Here is an 18,751-nt window from a genome sequence, read left to right on the forward strand (position 1 = left end):
CCATGACCGATAGTTTGTATATGGTGTTGTTTCTTGTTGTTTTAATCAGTGTAGGGGTAGGTGTTGCGTGTGTCAACTGGGCCCAACCACTAACTTTGCTTGTCAGATCAAACTCATATATGCCCATTAGCAATACCTGGTATGCCATTTTTGAATTTTACTCCTGAATAAACCTTCCGTACAATAAAATAAAGCCATTCTACTAGGTTTATCAAACCGCCTGATCGGAGTGATCGTCATGATCCAGAAAAAGTATGCTTTGAAACAAGATATTCAAGGAAAAGCTGTGGTGATTACATACGAGGATAGTTACGAGCATGAGGAAGAGTCACCGTTCCAGACAGGTTCGATGGAAGATGAGCTGTTTCTAAAGATTAGACAAGAGATCGAAAATTATGCTTCTTTGTCCAATACTCACTCCGAAACTACCATTATAGTAGAATCCTGTCTGATAACGGATCAGCATATACCGGTTCTATTTGTTTACCCTGAAGGGGCGAATGAGCTGCCTGTTGTCTTTTTCAATCATGGGACTGGCGGAGATGCTGTTGGACTTATTTCTATGGGAATACCGCTTGCTTATGCCGGCTTTTTCACCGTGCTTGTAGACGCTAGAATGCATGGGAGGAGACGACCTGCTAATTTTAAAGAAGCATTCTATGGGAACGATTACAAGAAAGTTTATTTGACATTATTGCAGGAAACTACCCAAGATATTTCTCGATTGATTGATTATTTGGAACAAGATCCGCGAGCCGACACGCACAAAGTCGGGATATCAGGCATTTCACAAGGTGGTTACCTTTCCTTCTTTGCGATTACGCAAGATAAAAGAATAAAGGTGGCAGCGCCTATTATAGGTTCTCCTGATTTGGAAGACCAATACGGAGCTAGCCCTCCATTTGATGAACTTGAACCCACTGTACAGCAAGATATTATTCGCTTTAGCCCATTAAGAAACTATCGCCAGATGCCCCCGGTCGCCCTGCTAGTTCAAAATGGAAACGAAGACATCGTCGTCCCCGTTGAAGGGGTAAGAAAACTGGAAGCTAAATTGAAAGAGTTGTATAAAGAAATGCCCGACCGGTACCAGTACGTGGAGTACGATGGCGTAGGACATGCAATCACCTTAAACGGGATCGAAGATCCGCTTGGTATCGGTCAACGAATGATGGCATGGTTTACCAAACATTTATAAAGCAGAAATCTGAATACAAACCTCGAACTCGCTGAAAGATGAGCTCGAGGTTTTTTGTATTTGCCTAACACGTACATGCCGCACAAAATTTGCATTGACAGTTCAACTGAAACGGATATACAATTGTCAACAAACAACAAGATATTATCACAAAACCACATGACGACAACAAAACAACAAATAGGGGGCTATTCGCGTGCAGCATCCGCTTACTTTTCGGAAAGATCACACGTTTACCATTACACAATTTACTGATATACATTGGAAAGATGGTGGAACAGAAGACCAACTTACCAAACGGCTTATGGAAGATGTGCTTGATACCGAGCGCCCTGATCTTGTCGTATTTACTGGCGACGTCATTTATACCGGCTATGTCACACCAGGCGAACCTCTCTGCGAGCAGCCTTTACAAGCATTCCGCGATGCCATTCAGGTTGCTGAAACCCGAGGCATTCCTTGGGCTGTTGTGTTCGGCAACCATGATACCGAGACCCTTATCACAAGGACTGAGCTTATGGATACCGTCCTTCAACAACCGCATACGGTTGCACAGCACGGTCCGGAAGAAATCAACGGTGTCGGGAACTATCAATTAACGATCACCGATTCAGAGGGAGTGGCAGCTGCGGCCTTGTACTTTTTCGATTCTGGGAATGTCTCATCACTCCCTCACATCAAAGGCTACGATTGGATTCGCCGCGATCAAATCGAGTGGTACACCAAGCAGTCTGAGCAACTCACCTCCAGCAACAACGAGCAGACTTTGCCTGCGCTTGCCTTCTTCCATATCCCGCTTCCGGAATATCAGGAAGTTTGGAACCGCGCCACTTGTTATGGCAACAAGTTCGAGAATGTTTGCTGCTCTCCCGTGAATTCCGGATTGTTCACAGCCATGGTCGAAATGGGCGATGTCATGGGAACATTCTGCGGTCACGATCACATCAATGATTATTGGGGCGAACTGCATGGGATCCGTCTCTGTTACGGAAGAGCAACAGGCTACAATACCTATGGGCAAGAAGGCTTCCCGCGAGGCGCCAGAATGATTCGTCTTCACCAAGGCGAGCGTTCTTTCGAAACATGGCTGCGACTGGCTGACGGCAAGGTGATCCGCAATCAACCAGAACACAATCCTACCGTATAAGTTCACCTAGATCTGGAGATGATCACTTGTTTGTTGTTTCACTTTCACTTGTCGTAGCTTCTGGTCTTACACATGCGATTTGGAGTTTATTCACCAAAAGAAGCCGGAATAAAAGCGTCTTCCTCTGGGCCATTGTGATGGTAACGACTGTCGGACTTTTTCCTTATCTAGTCAGAGAACTGTGGATTACTCCTTTATCCTTGCAAGCGTATGGACTCTTGCTTTTATCAGCTTGTTTACAGAGCATCTACGCCCTATTGTTGGCCAAAACCTACAATATGGGCGATCTCTCCCAGGTGTACCCGATCATGCGAGGCACGAGCACCCTGTTCATACCTATTGTCAGTGTTCTCTTCCTTCGTGAAACCTTATCTGTCTATGGTTGGATGGGTCTGCTCTGTATGGTCATCGGTTTCCTGTGGCTTAGCGGCATTATTAGTCGCAAGCAAACGTCCGCCGGAACGGTCAAACCTTTTCTTATGGCCCTTTGTGTCGGCTTATGTACGACTTGCTACGTTTTTGTAGATCGCCTTAATCTACAGCATGTCTCAGCAATCACCCTGCTCGAAGTAACGAATATAGGGTTCATGGCGGGCTTGACGCCGATCGTTCTCCGTTCCAAGCAGATTGGCACCGAATGGAAAATGAACGCGAAAATCATTCTCCTAGGCGCAATTCTCAACCCTGGATCTTATTTGTTATTCCTGTTCGCGATGACATACGCCCCGGTCGCTCATATTTCGCCCATTCGTGAAATTGGCACCGTCTTTGCTACCATACTCGGCATCGTTGTACTCAAAGAGAAACAAGGCAAACTTCGAATCATATGCTCAATTCTCATCTTAATGGGAATTCTAATCATTAGTTTCTTTGGTTAAGTCGCGGCTTTATTTCTTTACCTGTTGACTTTATCTTCTAATCGTCTTATCATAATGTCAGTGAGTACTGACATTGATTCGGAAGAGGGATACCATGGACACCAGCAAGCTGGGAAGCAGCGATAGACTTCTTTTAGCGGCGCTCAATCTGATTTCGGAAAGAGGCTATAATGGGGTAACGACGATGGAAATCGCCCAAGCGGCAGGGCTTAGCGAGAAGACATTGTTTCGTCAATTCGGCAGTAAGCAGAAGCTTCTTGAAGCCGCTTTTGACCGCTACCATTATGCGGAAGAGATGAAAAAGCTATTTAATGAGAAGCTCGTATGGGAGCTGGAAGCGGATCTGCTTCTGGTCAGCCGAACCTATCATGAGATCATGAATCGCAACCGCAAAATCTTCCAGATCAGCCTCAAGGACGAAGGCCAGCTGCCCGGATTCCGCGAACGTACACATAAGCATCCCCATCAATTGTTGGAAATCTTAACGAATTACTTCATCACCATGTCGGAAAAGGGTAAAATGATTGCTGCAAACCCGGAGATGCAGGCCTTCTCTTTTATGATGATGAATTACGGGGCGTTCCAGAATGATCTCGACAGTCATAAAAATTATCCCAGCATTTCGCTGGAGCCTTTTATCCAAGAAAGCATAAAGATTTTCGCTAGGGCCTTACGTCCCTAGTTTTTTTAAGAACCAAATGTCAGTCAGTACTGACAGTCAAACCGAAGAAAGAAGTGATCACAAATGACTACTCAAACTGAAGCTCCAACTCAAGCAACACAGCAAAATGCCAATAAATTAATGCGCATTCTGATGTTTACCCTCACCATTTCTATGATGAGCGGCATCATGTTTAATATCGTACTCCCCAAAATCAGCCAAGAATTCTCCCTTACGATTGCACAGGTCAGTTGGCTCTCCTCCGCCTATATTCTTATCTACGCAATTGGCGCAGTCACTTATGGGAAGCTGGCCGATCGCTATAAGTTGAAAAATTTAGTGACTTTGGGACTGCTCGTCTTTTCCGTTGGTTCTCTCATCGGGCTAACCTCACACACCTTCGCCATGGCACTTGCCGGCAGATGCCTGCAAGCCATCGGAGCTGCGGTTATTCCCGCAATTGCCATGATTATCCCTTTGCGTTATTTTGCCCCCGAACGTAGAGGAGCAGCACTTGGCATGACCGCGGTAGGCCTTGCATTCGGCAATGCGCTTGGACCTGTTATCGCCTCTTTAATCGTTAGCATGGTACACTGGCGTTGGTTGTTCGCTGTCCCTGTGCTAGTCTTGGCTACAATCCCCTACTACCGCAAGTATTTAGGCAATGAACAAACCAAGTCCACCAGCAAATTTGATTGGATTGGCGGTATTCTTCTGGCAGTCACAATCACCTTAATGCTCCTAAGTGTGACCAAAGGGATCTGGCTGCTTTTAGGTGGATTAGTCTTCCTAGGTTTATTCATTGCTCGAATTTGCACGGCTGGAGAACCCTTCATTGCGCCTAAACTTTTTCAGAATAAAAAGTATACACTCGGACTTACCATCTCATTCCTGATCAGCGGAACGTGCTGTTCCCTGTATGTCCTTAGCCCGCTGCTGCTCTCGGATATTCAGAAGCTGCCCTCCGTGTGGATTGGCTTCGCCTTGGTCCCTGCTGCCGTTGCATCGGCTGTTTTCGGCCGCAAAGGAGGCCGGCTGGCAGACAAGAAAGGCAACACATTTGTCGTCTATATCGCTTCGAGCTTGCTATTCGCCGGTTTTCTTCTGCTCTCCACTTTCACGGGAGGATCTCCCTTGTTCATCGCGATCTTCCTGATTCTCGGCAACGTTGGGCAATCTTTCATCGTCATCGCGATATCCAATTCTGTTTCAAGAACGCTGCCCAAGGAACAAGTTGGTGTCGGCATGGGTATGCTGGCGATGGTCAACTTTATCTCGCAAGGGATCGCTATCGGCATTTACAGCAAAATCGTAGATCTTGGATCACAAACCATACCTAACTGGAATCCGTTGTACGACTACTCTTCCGGCTCTATTTTCAGCAATATCTGTTTGGTTCTTGCCGCTTCGCAGATTGTCATCTTTGCCATTTATTATCTGTCCTTTGGACGGACGACGAAACAGAAGCTTGGTGGACTTATGCCCGAAACGGAGGCTAGGACTTTATCTAATGTTTAGGATTTATCGACATGGTTCGACATGACTTCGACCTATTATCCTATAAACTATGAATGGAAGCTTTATCTTAAAGTTCATAGCTATTTCATTTACTAGGAGGAAGTCATGGTTCTACATCAGAAAAAGAAATTCATTACCACATTAGCTTTATTATTCACTATCTTCACTCTCGTTTATCCATCAAACGGTTATGCTTTTGAAAATGACGATTTAAGCGTTGAAAAAGCCAAACCCTCTTTTAATGAAAGCGATATTGTTCCAGGCAAGGTCATTGTGAAATACAAACAAAAGCAGACAGGATCACTTGGCTTGCAGTCACTTTCTTCAAATCCAGTTTCGTGGACCACTCTATCTTTCAATAATGAAGTATCGGTAGCTGCCAAAATAGCCGAATTGGAAAAAGATCCTGACATTGACTATGTAGAGCCTGTTTATAAAGTACAACTGATCTCTAGTACTTCCACACTTACTGTTACCGATACCGTCTACTCCGGTACTGAGGCATACATGAAGCAGTGGGGCAAACTTGCCGCACATTTAGATGATATGGGTTCATATACGACCACTTCTCAAAATGAGAAAGTAACCGTTGCTGTTTTGGACACCGGGGCAGATTTGACGCACCCTGATATTAAGAACTCTATCGTTTCTGGGTACGACTTTATTAACAAAGATACAGTCGCACAAGACGATAATGGACATGGTACGCATGTATCCGGTATTATCACAGCTCAAGCAAGTTCTGGAGCAAGCATCGGAGTTGCCCCAGGCGTTAAAATCATGCCACTGAAAGTCCTTAATGATAAAGGTGAAGGGGATTCCGCTTTATTAGTTCAAGCGATCCAATTCGCTATTACTAATCATGCAGACATTATTAATATGAGTCTTAGTGTTAGTGGTAATAGCAAAGCTCTGCACGATGTAATTAAACAAGCACACAATCAGCATATATTACTTGTATCTGCCGCTGGTAACGAGAGTAATCACTGGATCAATACAGAACAGGGACAAATGAACACTCCTGCCGGGGATTCCCTTCGCTATGCAAGATATACAGATTATCCAGCCGCGTACGAGGAAGTCATCAGTGTAGGTGCAATTGTACAACTCCCTGATAAAAGTTACTCTCTTGCGGATTTTTCTAATGTTGGCAAAGTAGATGTGGTCGCACCGGGTGTGAACATTTACAGTACAGCTTTAAACGGAGGTTACATATACATGTCGGGTACATCGCAGGCAACCCCGATTGTTACAGGACTTTCAGCACTCCTAAAGGCAGCAAACAAGAACTTGGATGAAGAGGATATTAGAACTATTCTTCGAACCTCCAGAAATCCGATTGCTTTCCAGCCTTTTAAACTGAATGGAACAAGTACTTCTCTTAAAAACACGATCTATTCGAATAATCAAGTTTCCAACACAATGGCTTTCGGAGATGGTTTAATTCAAGGTAATCGTGCCTTTCAAGTACCGCGGCTGATCATAAAGCCTAACTTGGAAAATTATCCTGCTATTAAAACTGTTACTTATGATTTAACCATGGTAGACGTTCATAACACGGTTGTTGATGCTACATATGCGGTTGCTCTTAAAGCCAAATTGTATAATGAAACTTCTCCTGATCGAGAACGAGATCAAACATTCGATCTTGGTGCGGCATCATCTGGACAAACACAACATGGCCTTAAGAAACTTACAGCCAATTTTACTAATAATGATTCGGTCCATCATGTGTATATTTATGGGGAGTGGGATGAACAAGTTTCTGGCGGATATTCTCATAAACCATCCAATTCACATACACTGATAAGTCTTCCGAATTCGCCTAATGTCAGCTTACAATCAGGAACTTATACTGGGAAACAAACCGTCTCCATCACTTCTCCTTATCAAGAAGGAATGATTTTTCTTCAAGTTCAAGAAAACGGTAAAGTGTGGGTAGATTCATCCGATTACCGCGGCGGAAAATTATCAGTTACCGGAGATACAATCCTAACAGTAGCTACTCTGCACAATAATGTATTTAGCGAAGACGCCGTCTATCAATACACAATTAAAGCTGCCCAGGTTGGCGGCGGCGGTGGCGGTGGTGGTGGCGGCGGAAGCAGCCAATCCCCTCCTTCACTAAACAAAGAAGGAAAAATGACCTATGATTTTAAGCCGGCTCCTATTGATTTATTAATTGCACTGAATTCGGAGTCCAAAGTAGTCTCCCTTGATGCGAGCACCAAAGAAAAAGTGGATATTTTCACGGCAGAATTCAGCGCAAATTTTATGCAGAAAGCTGCCGAACGCAGCAAAACATTTATCATTAAAACAAATAATTTTACGATTAATTTCCCACCGGATTCACTGCCAGTCAAGAATGGAGACAATGCTATTCTATTCAAATCATCCATGGAAGCCGCGCCATCCATACCTGCATTTTCAGCGGCATCCTCTATCTATGATTTTTCTTTGACTGAAAATGGAGCAAAAATCAATGCCTTTAACAAACCGCTCCAAGTTACTTTTTCTTACGACAAAAGCAAAGTACAAGATACTCGTAACCTTAATGTGTATGTTTACGATGAACAGCAGGGAATCTGGACAAGTGTAGGCGGCACGCTAAACGGAGATGGTACAATTACTGCATCACTCCCCCATTTCTCCAAATATGCTGTGCTGGAAAAAAAGACAACCTTAACCGATATCCAGGACCATTGGGCTCAAAAGGAGATCGAGGAATTATCCGGCAAACAGATTATTGATGGGATGGATGACGGATCTTTTAAACCAGATGCAAGCATGACTAGAGCACAATTCGTCACAATCCTTACGAAAGCTTTGAAACTGCAAAGTTCTGCCGGCGATTCAAATTTTGACGATATATCCAATGATTCTTGGTATAAGAATGCGGTTTATGCCGCCTACCAAGCGAATATCGTAAGCGGTTTGAATGAGCATACTTTCTCCCCTGAAACTAATATTACGCGGGAGCAAATGGCTGTCATTATGGTAAATGCTTACTTGCATGCCACTGGCAAGAAGCTCGCAGATATCGTAATTACGCAAGAAGTAAACTATTCAGATGAGCGAAATATCAGCGAGTGGGCCAGATCCTATGTGAGAGCAGCAACTGGCTTAGGGCTCCTTAGCGGAGCTAGCGAGGGCATTTTTGCACCAAAGGACAATAGCTCAAGAGCTCAGGCTGCTGTTGTTATGTCTCGTTTATTAAGTAAAATAAAATAACACGAAGGGGCTTCCCCTCAAGCAGATGATAAATCGACTTGAGGGGAAGCCCCTTATTTTTTGGATACAACCGTTGTGTTGTCTTATCTCACGAAAAACCGCGAAGTTGGCGGGAATAAGAACATTTAGCTTGCGTGTTTATCCCCGAGCGCTCAATCTCGTTGATCGTGTTTTTATTTCTGAGGATTTCGGCCAGTTCTGCCCCAGATAAGAGTCTTCAAAGACTTCTATTTGTGATAAATGGCCCCTATACGTGCAATTAGGAGCTCCTAAAGACTCCTATTACTTCAGGTGTCGGCGTTTCTGTGAGTTTATTTGGTGATAAGAGTCCCCAAAGGCTTCTATTTGTGAAAAATGGCTCCTCTCGGTGCAAATAGAAGCTCCTAAAGACTCTTATCTGCCAAAAAAAGAAAAGCTGATCTCAAGGTCACCGTTCACGGTGACCTTGAGATCAGCTCTATTCCGTTCCTACTCGGCGCCGCTGCCCGCCGAGGCGGCTTCCCGCATCGCGGCGGAGAGCGCATCGTCAATAGAGTCGCCGCTGCTGCGCACAGTGCTGGCCATCTCCGCGCTGTACGCCCACCAACGAACACGCACATTCGCCGGCTCGGAGGTTTGCTGCACTTTCACGCCGATCCGGAAAGTCCCTTTCTGCGGATAGGCAATCGTGCCAATCTTCACTTCCGGCGCATCCGGTTCAAATTCACTGCCTTTGAACACGTCGGACGCACCGCCATAGACGCGGTCGCCGCTCGAAAGCATGTCGGAGATCGCGTCGCCGCTGCTTTCTTCCAAACTCGTGATGATCAACACGTTGCCCTCACCTAAACCGTGGGCGATTTCGCCGGAGAAGAAGCTTTTGGTCGCTTTGCCGAATGGCGACACCGAAATCTTCGTGAACGGCTCTACCGGGATGTCCGCGAAGCCGCTCACAATCCCTGCAATCCCGCTGCCCCCGCCTGCCGGGATGCTTAGATCAAAGGAAAGCTCACTGATCGCTTTATTGAAATTGACCTTGAATTCCGGAGGCTGACCCGGCGCCAAGGTTCTTACTTTGGACTTGGTCACGAACTGTCCGGATGTGTCTTCCCGATACTCGCTCGATTGAGCAAGTCTGTACATCACCGAAGAATTATAGACATATTCGCCAAAAGGAACCTGCTCCACATTTTCAATAACGTAGGTCGGACCCATTTGAATCAGGCAAATTTTGGCCAAATAAATGCATGGCTCAGAAGAAGCTTCCAAGGAAGACTCCAGCGATTGTTTCACGAAATCACTCATCAGCCGCTCCTGCACAGAATCGGCAATAATTTGCAACTCGCCCACTGCTTGCGCTTGCAGATCCAACTGCCTGTCATCCAGTTTCAATACAGAGGAACCTGCTTGAACACCAACTGTGCCTTTCACGGAAGCCGTACTGTCCGCTCGGAGCAGCACCTTCATTTCATACTCACTCTCTAGCTGCTCTTGAGGTTCCTGGAACACAATTGTCGTTCCGTCCATCGCCTCAACACGGCTAGCTGCTAATTCATATTGAAAGGATAGTCTGCCAGCCTTGAGCGTTTTCTCAAAACGCAGCTTCATTTCGAACAACTGCCCCGGATTCACATAGCGGGGTGTCGTTTGCAGAACACGCACATGCGTATCGTGATAGAGGACGACCGTTTGGTCCGATAAGCCCGCCAAAGGTAGAGACGCCGGATCTGGCGCATCCTCGCGAATGAATAAACGATAGCTCTCCAGCACCCGATTATAATCATTAATTTCATCGGAACGAACCGACGAATTCGCCACCGCGTGAACAGGCTCTTTATCCTTTTCATCATAAGCGATACAGAGATATACGTTCTTCGCATACTCATTATTGCTGAATCCATCCATCATCGACAGCTTCAGCGTCATGGGAGTCGGCACGACAATTTCGCGGCCAAGCGCGTCAATCGCAGCTCCCATTTCAACAGAAACCGACTTATCATCGACCGCGACAACTTGCAATCCTGTAAGCACACCTGAGCCATGCAGCAGGCGATTCATCATTCTGCGTTTGTCATTGAAGTATTTTTGCTCGGACTCAAAATCCCTGACCGTCAGCAGCTTTCCATAGAAATACCGATTGCGCTCAAACGGATAATAACGTGTTTTTTTCATAACTATCCCCTCACCTTCTTAGGCTCATTTCGTTTATTCGATTTCGGAATCCAATCCCAAGCGCGTATGTATATCCATTCGTTTATCGCGATCCACATCGATCAGCACCGTGTTGTAAGGCATGGATGAACGCTGATCAAGTGTTAATAACGTAGGTTCTGATAAGTAAGTATTGATGCCCAAATACGTATGCATATCGGCGTACATCCAAGGCTGTAGAACGATGAGTTTGCCTTCTGTATAAGCAGGCTTCTGATCCTCGATGATTTGTTCGATCGTCATCCGCTGCGCATCCGTCCGAACGAATTCAGGCTTCAGCATCAGACAGAAGCAATATGGGTTGTCGCCATACAGTTGGGCAAAAAGCTGCCGCAGTTCTGAAGTCTCCTGCATTTGTTTAAACTGGAAATACTCCAGTAAATAAGGCTCGGAGCCGGTGTAAATCTTCACCATATTAATCAAGCCCTCACGAGTCCCCCGCAGCTTATACAGCTCTGGCGCCTGTTTAATCAACTGCCTCAGCTTCGTCTCTCCCCAAGCCTCATGATCCGTAATCGCCAGCCAACGGCCTAACCACTCCAGGTATGCGCCAGAGACGGCATCGGGATCAAAGTGAGCTGAAATATGGTCGATTTTATCCTCCATATCATCAAAAAACGTGCTGAACATCGCCAAGAATCGTTCCAGAAAAGGACTGTGTTCCTCATCCTGCTGGTAGATCGGCGGCAAATAAGCAATCAATGAGGTTCTTGGGTAGTACACCCGCAGTTTGCGGATGAACGGTGATTTCTGCTCACTGCCGATCAACTCCAATTTGAACCACAAATATCGGCCCCGGGCATTCATAAGCAGCGCATCCTTGGGATTCAGAATCGGTTCCGACCATAAACCGCGTGTCGCTGACAGCTTGGCTCGAGTTGAAATATTTGGATCGGTGAAGTAGCTCGTATAGGAAACATAATTCCCATCCAGAAACCCTTCGTCCTCATCCGAGGCAAAATAGGAAAACCGCACTTGCGTCTCTTCCGGAATCTCCGCTTCCAAGCGAATCTTGTGCCACTCGATCTCTGTTTCGGTTGTGTCCAATTCAGCTGAAAAGTAGACGGCCTCCGGCAGTTGGGTATCTTCTAGGAGCATCGTGCGCGCCCTAAGATCAAGCAAGCTGATCTGACCGCTGATGCCATCGAACACATACAGCCTGTTGCGTCTATCATGCAGCAGTTTATCCGATCGCCCCCGGAAGCTGGTCACCTTATCAAGCTGTTCGCCATTGCCCCGATATTTGAGAATAAAGCGCTCGGTTACTCCTTCTTGCTGTGCGTATCCGCTGTCCCCTATATAGAGATTATGATTCGTATCAATGGAAATACCAGCAAAGCGTCCCTCCTGTACGAGGGTAAAATGCAGCGGATCACGTCCATCCTCATGGAAAACCGTGACGGTCCTGCGCCTGGCATCGAGCAGAGCTATTGTCCCGTCCGCAGCGGCGGTAAAATAGCGGGAATGAAGCGAAGATATTTCCTCCGCTTCCTCCAGCCGGAGAGCTTCGTGCTCGTAAACATGCACCACCTCGCCCGCTGCGTTCCATGAGATAATGCCGATCCTGCCCCCTGCAGGGACTTCTGGATTTCCATTCATACCAACACTAATGTCCAAAGGAACTGTCGTGTAAATCGCATTGGCTGATGCCAACTTCGTATTGACCGAGAGCGGGAACAATTCCAGTCCATTCCATTCATGCACAGCCCACATGGTTTGTCCGTTGGAAATGGCATACACAGCCAAACGCCGTTCACTGGCCTGATTAGCGTCTGCAATAATTAGCAGATCAGCCATAGCAGCCAGACTAGCTTGATTGCTGAATAAATGGTGACCTTGCCCGAATAGCAGCTCCCGATGACGGCTTTCATCCTCATAAATCCAGATATTGGCCAATTCATCCAACAGGATGAGCTTGCGTCCAGGTCCCACTGTCATCTCGTGAATCGCTGGCATCCCCTCAATCTCGTCCGTACGAACGATGCGATGGATGCTGTACTTTTCGGTATGTTGAATAGAAAAACCAATCTCCTGCATGTCGATATTGGCTGTATAGCCTTGTTCCCAGTCGAATGGCTTGTTAAGTGAAAAAAACGTCTGTCCATCCTGCATCGTTCGTCACCTCTCTCCTTCATTGTAGCTAGACATCCGTCTGACTGATCGTTTCAACCTCGTGATCGCCGGAATAGACCAACGCATAAGGGGGGATATGAATATCGCCGGCCCCATCTTTGTGAAATCCAGTCCCTTCTGCATCCAGCCAAATATCCTGAACGTAGACGACACCTTTGATTCGAGAGATTACGCCATAAATATCACCCTTGTACACGGTCCGTCCAAAACGCCATCCTGCTGAACCCTGTCCATGATCCATAGGCTGCAGCAATAATTTCAATTCTTGGGTAATGCGGCGTTGTTCGGTTTTGAACTTAGGTTCCATGACCACAACGGCATGAACCGTAATTTTAATATATTCCGCTGGAATGACGTGCAGTTCTGTGGTCAAAAGACGATGGCGATCCAGATGCTGCTTAATCGTTTGCAGAAACCCTTTGCCGGCCGTTGGCTTATCGCTCTCGCTGTAGGGAACGACCGCGACGGTCATCTGCGCGGGGGCCTTGACCTTAGGGTAGTCCCGCATGCCTGGCTTGTACAGCGGGATCGCTTTGACCCGCGCGACGCGCAGGCCTGGCGTCGCCCCCACGATCGCCTCGTAGTCCTCGGCGGTCACTGCCCTTGTCGGCGTGCTGAGCTCCCGCTGCACGCGAAGCTTCGCCTGGTCGAGCGTCTCCGCTTCCAGGCCGCCCCGTGCCGGGAACGCGTTCGTGACGCTCACGCCCGCCACCTCCGTGAAGCCGGTCACCAGACCGTCCTTCACGTTGCCCCGCACGCCGCCGCCAGCTTGCAGCCTGATGAACCGAATATTCGGTTCAACGGACTTCGGCGGCGTCAAACCCGCTTCGTTGTTGCCGAAGCGAATCGTGCCCTCCGCAGCGTCGTAGACGTAATGGCGGTCCGTGGACTTCGAATTATCGAAGTCATCCACGGCCTGCCAGTCGTCCCAGACGACGCTGGTCTCGCCCCGCGGCCGATAGCCCACCTGCAGCAGCATGCTGCTGGGCTTATAGCTCAGGCCGCGGCTGACTTCAAAGGTCTGCCCAGGCAGACCTTTGCTGCCTCCAACATAACGGCCGTAGTCGAACTCGGCCGTGTAGGCAATAAGCCTCACCCGCTGCGCGCCTTGCGGCGGGATGCTGCCGTTCACCCCGTTGCCGAAGCGAACGCGGGTGACGCGGCGGGCCGAATCCTGCTGCAGCTCGCAGCAGTGATCTTCCGGCCCGCAGTCCGCCAGCGACTGGACGGCCAGCCAGTCGCGCCAATGTCCCTGCTCGTCCTGCACCTGCACAGTATGCAGCCCGTTGTAAGCAAGATAAGAACTAACCTCGAAGCTCTGATTCGGCTCTCCGCTGCTAGGGAAGGCTGAAACTTCGCTAAAGGTTTCCAGTTCAGCAGCTTTGACTGCATTAAGGCTGACCTTCTCAATCTTTGGCGACAGCTCATAGCCGTCCTCCATCAGCGTACAGCAAATCCAGTAGCGGCTGCGATCATCCGCCGGATACAGGGAAATCGGCTTCATCTCCGATGTGACGCGGAAACGAAGCTCACCGCTTTGCGACAGGTGAACCGTCGTATCGCTAACCGATTCAATCGGCAGCCAGCTCTCACTTTGTCCTTGCTGGCCTGCTCCTGCGAACGTCCAGGCTACCTTGGCAGACGATACCATCGGTGCGGCTCCGTTAGCCGCGCTTCGGATCGTTACTGGATAGCGATCGAATAATTGAAAGAAAATCGAGATATCCGTTTGCTCGGGTAAAGCACGATCGAAGCCAAGATACAGATGGGCTCCTTTACGCGCTTCCGGGCCAAACGCATAATAAGCAATCTTCGCATGATTATTGGAAGTAAAATCACCTGCCGCGGTTTCCGTGCGAACCAGCACTTTCTCCAGCGTAGATGCCACAAGCTGCACCGTGGTCAGAGTCTCAAACCGTTGATCCAACGCTTGCAGAGGCGTTCCTTGCGGGAGCACAAGCTGCTGCTGCAGTCCCTCGAAGGATACCTCACACTGGGCAGACACAGCTTCACGCGGACGAATGCCAAGCAGCTTCAAGAACTTCCGTTCACTGCGCTCGGTCACCCGATTCAGATAATACTGCTGCATCTCGGTCATCCATGACATGAGTTCCAGCAGCGTAATGCCCGGGTCATGCTCATTCTCATCCGTCCACTCTGGAAAAAGCTTGGGAATCGACTTCCGCGCTTCCTGCACCATCTGTTCAAACATACGATCATCCAAATTAGGAATCGGCAGCACTTATGCTCACCTCCTTCGATTATAGTTACAACGCGTTCACAATTACCTTGTGTTTGCCGCTTACGATCATTCCATGCGGCATCACAGGCAAGCGATTCACATCAAGTTCCTGTCTTTCGCCATCTTCCAATTTATAGACCGTCATATAAAGCTTCTCTACATGGCTGATCGTTCGAATTGATTTCAATAAAGCATAAAAGACCGAAGGATGAATTTGCTGCCCAATTTCCCAACCTTTGCCATCGAAATTGCCAGTCAGCGGATCCAAAAAGCGATTTAGTTTATCCAACGCCTGAATTTCGGTTGCCACAACCGCGTCCATTCCTTCGACAGCGACAATTGCTGAGACGGATATTTCCATATACACAGGCTCGATAACTTGCAACCGTTCTGGGAAAGCGACCAAACTTGAAGCCCGCTGAATGATATAGCGCTCCACCTGCTTCTTCAGTTCCGGGAACGTGGAGCTGCCGCTTTGCCCTTCTTTCGGCAAAATAACAAGCGTCATCGCGCCGATTTCTTTATTCATATAGGCATTGCGATTCGGTATGCAGGTGACTTTGGCGATGTTGGGATAAGCTTCGCGAGCCAGCCACTCATAATCTTTGGAGGAGACGGCCCGATCCCGATGCTTGAGCAGCTCCGGTCCTCGCTGTAAAGCCGATTCCAGCTTCTCAGGCTGACATCCCCCAGATGCAGGCTCCGGGTTAAATACCTCACCTACAAAGGCGATGGAATCCTGCATCTGAATAATTTCACGAGCCGCGACATTCCCGATCTGTCCAGCCGTGACTTGATACGTCACTTTCAGCTGCTCCAGCCCTCCCTTGGGAGGGTGCATGCCATGAACTCCATCGCCTACCCGTATGCGGCCAAAGGTGCGATCAATCATATAATGACGATCCCGATAACCGGAATCCGCCATTTGGCGAACCGCCGTCCAGCGCACCCAGAGCTGCAGCAGGTTGCCTTCCGAATCCCGGCTAACCTCCATCAGCGGAGTTCCTGCCTGCTCGTATTCAGCAATTTCTTCCTCCGTGACGAACTCGGTCTCATCCACCCAGACCTCTTCCGAAACAATTTGATTGCGGCTAAGCTGGTACTCAAGCTCTTCCAGTCCTTTGGAATCAGGAACTTCGCCAATGATGGTCTCCTGCTGCAGCACTTGCACCGTATTCATATACATCCCTTGGATGGTAGGAATCTGCACGCTGCCTGTTAAGTCATCATACTTGTCATCCCGATTCACCGCGCGAATCCAGTAGCCGTCTCGGCCAAACAGTGAGACTCCCCCGAAATCCGCAGGACCAACGAACTGTATCGTACCGCTCTGCGTTAAACCGTTCGTTGCATCCAGGACCTTGAGTGCCGCCCATTCCGGCGGATTGCCAGGCAGCAACCCTGAGCGCAAATATTCCCATTCCAGCAAAGGAAGATCCTGCTCGGAGAAACGCTGCTGTTTAACTGAGATAAACAATGAAATCGGACCTCGCACCGGCGGCGTATCAAAAGCAAGGTGCAAAGCAGGATGACTGCCCTGCAGCGGCTGAAAAGGCTCGAAACCTCCCTCAAGCTGCCGGCTATGCCGCGTCTGATCGACAAAAACAGTGTTATTCAGCGCTAAACAATGTTCAGCTTGATACATGCGGTCATCGTATTGATACGATAACGTCACCTCATTAATCCATGGCGAAAGATAGATCGCTTGTGCCACATAGGCATTCTCAATATGCAGAATACGCGCCCGAATCCACCAATTGTCATTTCCGTTCACATAGGTCGCTTCCAAATTAGTTGGACAGCGGAAGTGAATATCCTTGCGTACCTTATGCTCCTGGGGATAATAAAACAGCTTCTCAGCTTCCTTCTCCACCTCAAGCCGTACCCAACTGGAACCGTTCCAATACTCCCAAGCAACTTGGATGACCGTAACATGCGTGACCGGCGGCTTGTCGAACTTGGATTTTTTCATCACCATTTTCCAATTCACTTGTTCGGTCAACTCAGGCTGAAAACGATTCTGAATCGCTTGCAGCTCGAAACTCAACTTGATATCGCCGTCTTTTTTCGTAAACACTTCCTGACTCCCGATATAGAAAGAGCCATAAAGCGCAAATTGATCACCAAATGGATAAAATCCTGTCGGATCAGCAGCGATATCGTTATAAAACATCAAATCAGGCTGAATGCCACCCGTTTCTAGAGGATCGATATAGTCTGTTTTGAACGAAATGTGATCCATCGACAGTTTGCTGTCTGCTAACGTTTGGCCATCTGCCAATAGAGGTTTGAGGCGGCATTGAATAAAGCGTCCTGCCGTTCCGTTCACTTCCTTCAAAGCAAGCTCCCCTGCTTCCTCTTTGAGAAGAATCACCCGATTGCCTTTGGCTGACACATGGCTGAACGGCTGCCAACCGTCCTCAGTCGCATACAGCCACTCCGTCAAGGCAGGGTCTGCCAATTGTTTGGACATGGACAGTTCATCAAATCGCCGTTTGGAATTGCGGAATTCAATTTCGATACGCGCCGTACTGGAGATGGTAAAAAGCGAGCTGTGCTGCAAATAAATCGCATGCTCCTGCAAATTATCGCCATCCTGCAAGCTGAATAGCTTGGTAGGATAGGCCTGTCCCTGCCTGGATGCGCGAACGAACTCATCGGATACATGAATAATCTTATCTTGTTTTAGACTTGTCATGAAGACATCTGTCAGCAACGCAGGGGTTAACAGCGCACTGCGAGCGGTCTCGTACAGGATGTAACCACCCTCAGCGGCAGCCGCGACTTGCGTTCCTGTCGCAATAAAAACCGACTCCTTGGTCCCTTCGTTCAATGCAAATGTCACATAACTGCTGGCCGGCCGTGCCGGGAGCAAGGTCACATCGAACATATTCAGGAAAGAGATCAGGTTCTTCGTAGGCACTCGATTCAACCGCTTGATATTATCATGAAACATGTCCGCGAACATGAAGAACAGCGCCGAACCAGGATCTGGATTCTCCGGTGTGAAACGCCACTCCGGTGTATAATAAGGTGCCATTTCTTTCATTTGCGCAATCAGATCAGGAATGTCTCGTGGATCAATTTTGGGAGGTTGCACAGCTCCACCTCCTCTCTGAATGTATCGTCATCGCTTCTGCAGCCTCTTTCTATTTGGAACCCTCATATAAGTAAAATGGATAAACTTGGTTAAATAAGTTGTTCGTCGTGCGGACTACATACGCAATTCGGATCATCACTTTAGCGGGATCATCGGCTTCCGGTACGGCTTTTACTTCCACTTCATGAACTCTCGGTTCCCAGTTTCTGATCGCCTCAACAATATTGCTTTCGAGCAAATGCAGCGATGTATCATCCGTCATGCCAAAAATAAATTCCTGAACGCCGCAGCCAAATTTCGGCCGCATGACCCGTTCCCCTTGCGTCGTGCCAAGGATCACGCGAATCGCTTCAGCAATGTCTTCTTCATACTCGGACATTCGGATTCTCCCCGTAGCAGGATCAACCTGAATCGGGAATTTCCACCCACGTCCCAAAAATGCCTCCGACATCC

11 protein-coding genes are annotated in these 18,751 nt (G+C 48.0%); 6 read left to right on the plus strand and 5 right to left on the minus strand.

Going from position 1 to position 18,751, the window contains the following annotated elements; all coding sequences use genetic code 11:
- The first annotated feature begins 238 nt into the window (after nucleotides 1-238).
- From LOZ80_RS27270 to LOZ80_RS27295, 6 genes are all read left to right on the plus strand, one after another.
- Entirely contained in the window at nucleotides 239-1,198 is a 960-nt protein-coding gene (locus LOZ80_RS27270) for an alpha/beta hydrolase family protein (protein ID WP_238167612.1), read from the plus strand.
- A 196-nt stretch (nucleotides 1,199-1,394) separates the two neighbouring features.
- Complete coding sequence (locus LOZ80_RS27275) at nucleotides 1,395-2,345, plus strand: metallophosphoesterase family protein (RefSeq protein ID WP_238167613.1); 951 nt, start codon at nucleotides 1,395-1,397, stop codon at nucleotides 2,343-2,345.
- Between the two features lie 26 nt (nucleotides 2,346-2,371).
- Nucleotides 2,372-3,223, plus strand: a complete 852-nt coding sequence (locus tag LOZ80_RS27280; protein ID WP_238167614.1) for a DMT family transporter — start codon at nucleotides 2,372-2,374, stop codon at nucleotides 3,221-3,223.
- Between the two features lie 94 nt (nucleotides 3,224-3,317).
- Nucleotides 3,318-3,905, plus strand: a complete 588-nt coding sequence (locus LOZ80_RS27285) for a TetR/AcrR family transcriptional regulator (RefSeq protein ID WP_238167615.1) — start codon at nucleotides 3,318-3,320, stop codon at nucleotides 3,903-3,905.
- Between the two features lie 63 nt (nucleotides 3,906-3,968).
- On the plus strand, nucleotides 3,969-5,402 hold the full coding sequence (locus tag LOZ80_RS27290) for an MFS transporter (RefSeq protein WP_238167616.1): 1,434 nt from the start codon (nucleotides 3,969-3,971) through the stop codon (nucleotides 5,400-5,402).
- A gap of 105 nt (nucleotides 5,403-5,507) precedes the next feature.
- Nucleotides 5,508-8,633, plus strand: coding sequence for a S8 family peptidase (locus LOZ80_RS27295; protein WP_238167617.1), 3,126 nt, complete (start codon nucleotides 5,508-5,510; stop codon nucleotides 8,631-8,633).
- Nucleotides 8,634-9,101: 468 nt separating this feature from the next.
- Here the strand turns inward: LOZ80_RS27295 and LOZ80_RS27300 are convergent, their stop codons facing one another.
- The 5 genes from LOZ80_RS27300 to LOZ80_RS27320 are packed head-to-tail and all read right to left on the minus strand — an operon-like array spanning nucleotide 9,102 to nucleotide 18,749.
- Nucleotides 9,102-10,784 carry a hypothetical protein gene (locus LOZ80_RS27300; protein ID WP_238167618.1) on the minus strand — a complete coding sequence of 561 codons (1,683 nt, stop codon included), beginning with the start codon at nucleotides 10,782-10,784 and terminating at the stop codon, nucleotides 9,102-9,104.
- Between the two features lie 33 nt (nucleotides 10,785-10,817).
- Nucleotides 10,818-12,935, minus strand: a complete 2,118-nt coding sequence (locus tag LOZ80_RS27305; protein WP_238167619.1) for a phage tail protein — start codon at nucleotides 12,933-12,935, stop codon at nucleotides 10,818-10,820.
- Nucleotides 12,936-12,963: 28 nt separating this feature from the next.
- A complete protein-coding gene (locus tag LOZ80_RS27310; RefSeq protein ID WP_238167620.1) occupies nucleotides 12,964-15,198 on the minus strand; it encodes a putative baseplate assembly protein in 2,235 nt (744 codons plus the stop codon).
- 25 nt (nucleotides 15,199-15,223) lie between these two features.
- On the minus strand, nucleotides 15,224-18,298 hold the full coding sequence (locus LOZ80_RS27315; RefSeq protein WP_238167621.1) for a baseplate J/gp47 family protein: 3,075 nt from the start codon (nucleotides 18,296-18,298) through the stop codon (nucleotides 15,224-15,226).
- A 49-nt stretch (nucleotides 18,299-18,347) separates the two neighbouring features.
- A complete protein-coding gene (locus tag LOZ80_RS27320; RefSeq protein WP_189010737.1) occupies nucleotides 18,348-18,749 on the minus strand; it encodes a GPW/gp25 family protein in 402 nt (133 codons plus the stop codon).
- Between the last annotated feature and the right edge of the window lie 2 nt (nucleotides 18,750-18,751).

This window comes from Paenibacillus sp. HWE-109 (genome assembly GCF_022163125.1).
Classification (GTDB): Bacteria; Bacillota; Bacilli; order Paenibacillales; family NBRC-103111; genus Paenibacillus_E.

Excerpts from the sequence above, each read along its gene's own strand:
- LOZ80_RS27320 (WP_189010737.1), bottom strand. The coding sequence starts at position 18,749 with ATGTCGGAGGCATTTTTGGGACGTGGGTGGAAATTCCCGATTCAGGTT.
- LOZ80_RS27290 (WP_238167616.1), top strand. The coding sequence starts at position 3,969 with ATGACTACTCAAACTGAAGCTCCAACTCAAGCAACACAGCAAAATGCC.
- LOZ80_RS27300 (WP_238167618.1), bottom strand. The coding sequence starts at position 10,784 with ATGAAAAAAACACGTTATTATCCGTTTGAGCGCAATCGGTATTTCTAT.
- LOZ80_RS27285 (WP_238167615.1), top strand. The coding sequence starts at position 3,318 with ATGGACACCAGCAAGCTGGGAAGCAGCGATAGACTTCTTTTAGCGGCG.
- LOZ80_RS27305 (WP_238167619.1), bottom strand. The coding sequence starts at position 12,935 with ATGCAGGATGGACAGACGTTTTTTTCACTTAACAAGCCATTCGACTGG.
- LOZ80_RS27295 (WP_238167617.1), top strand. The coding sequence starts at position 5,508 with ATGGTTCTACATCAGAAAAAGAAATTCATTACCACATTAGCTTTATTA.
- LOZ80_RS27270 (WP_238167612.1), top strand. The coding sequence starts at position 239 with ATGATCCAGAAAAAGTATGCTTTGAAACAAGATATTCAAGGAAAAGCT.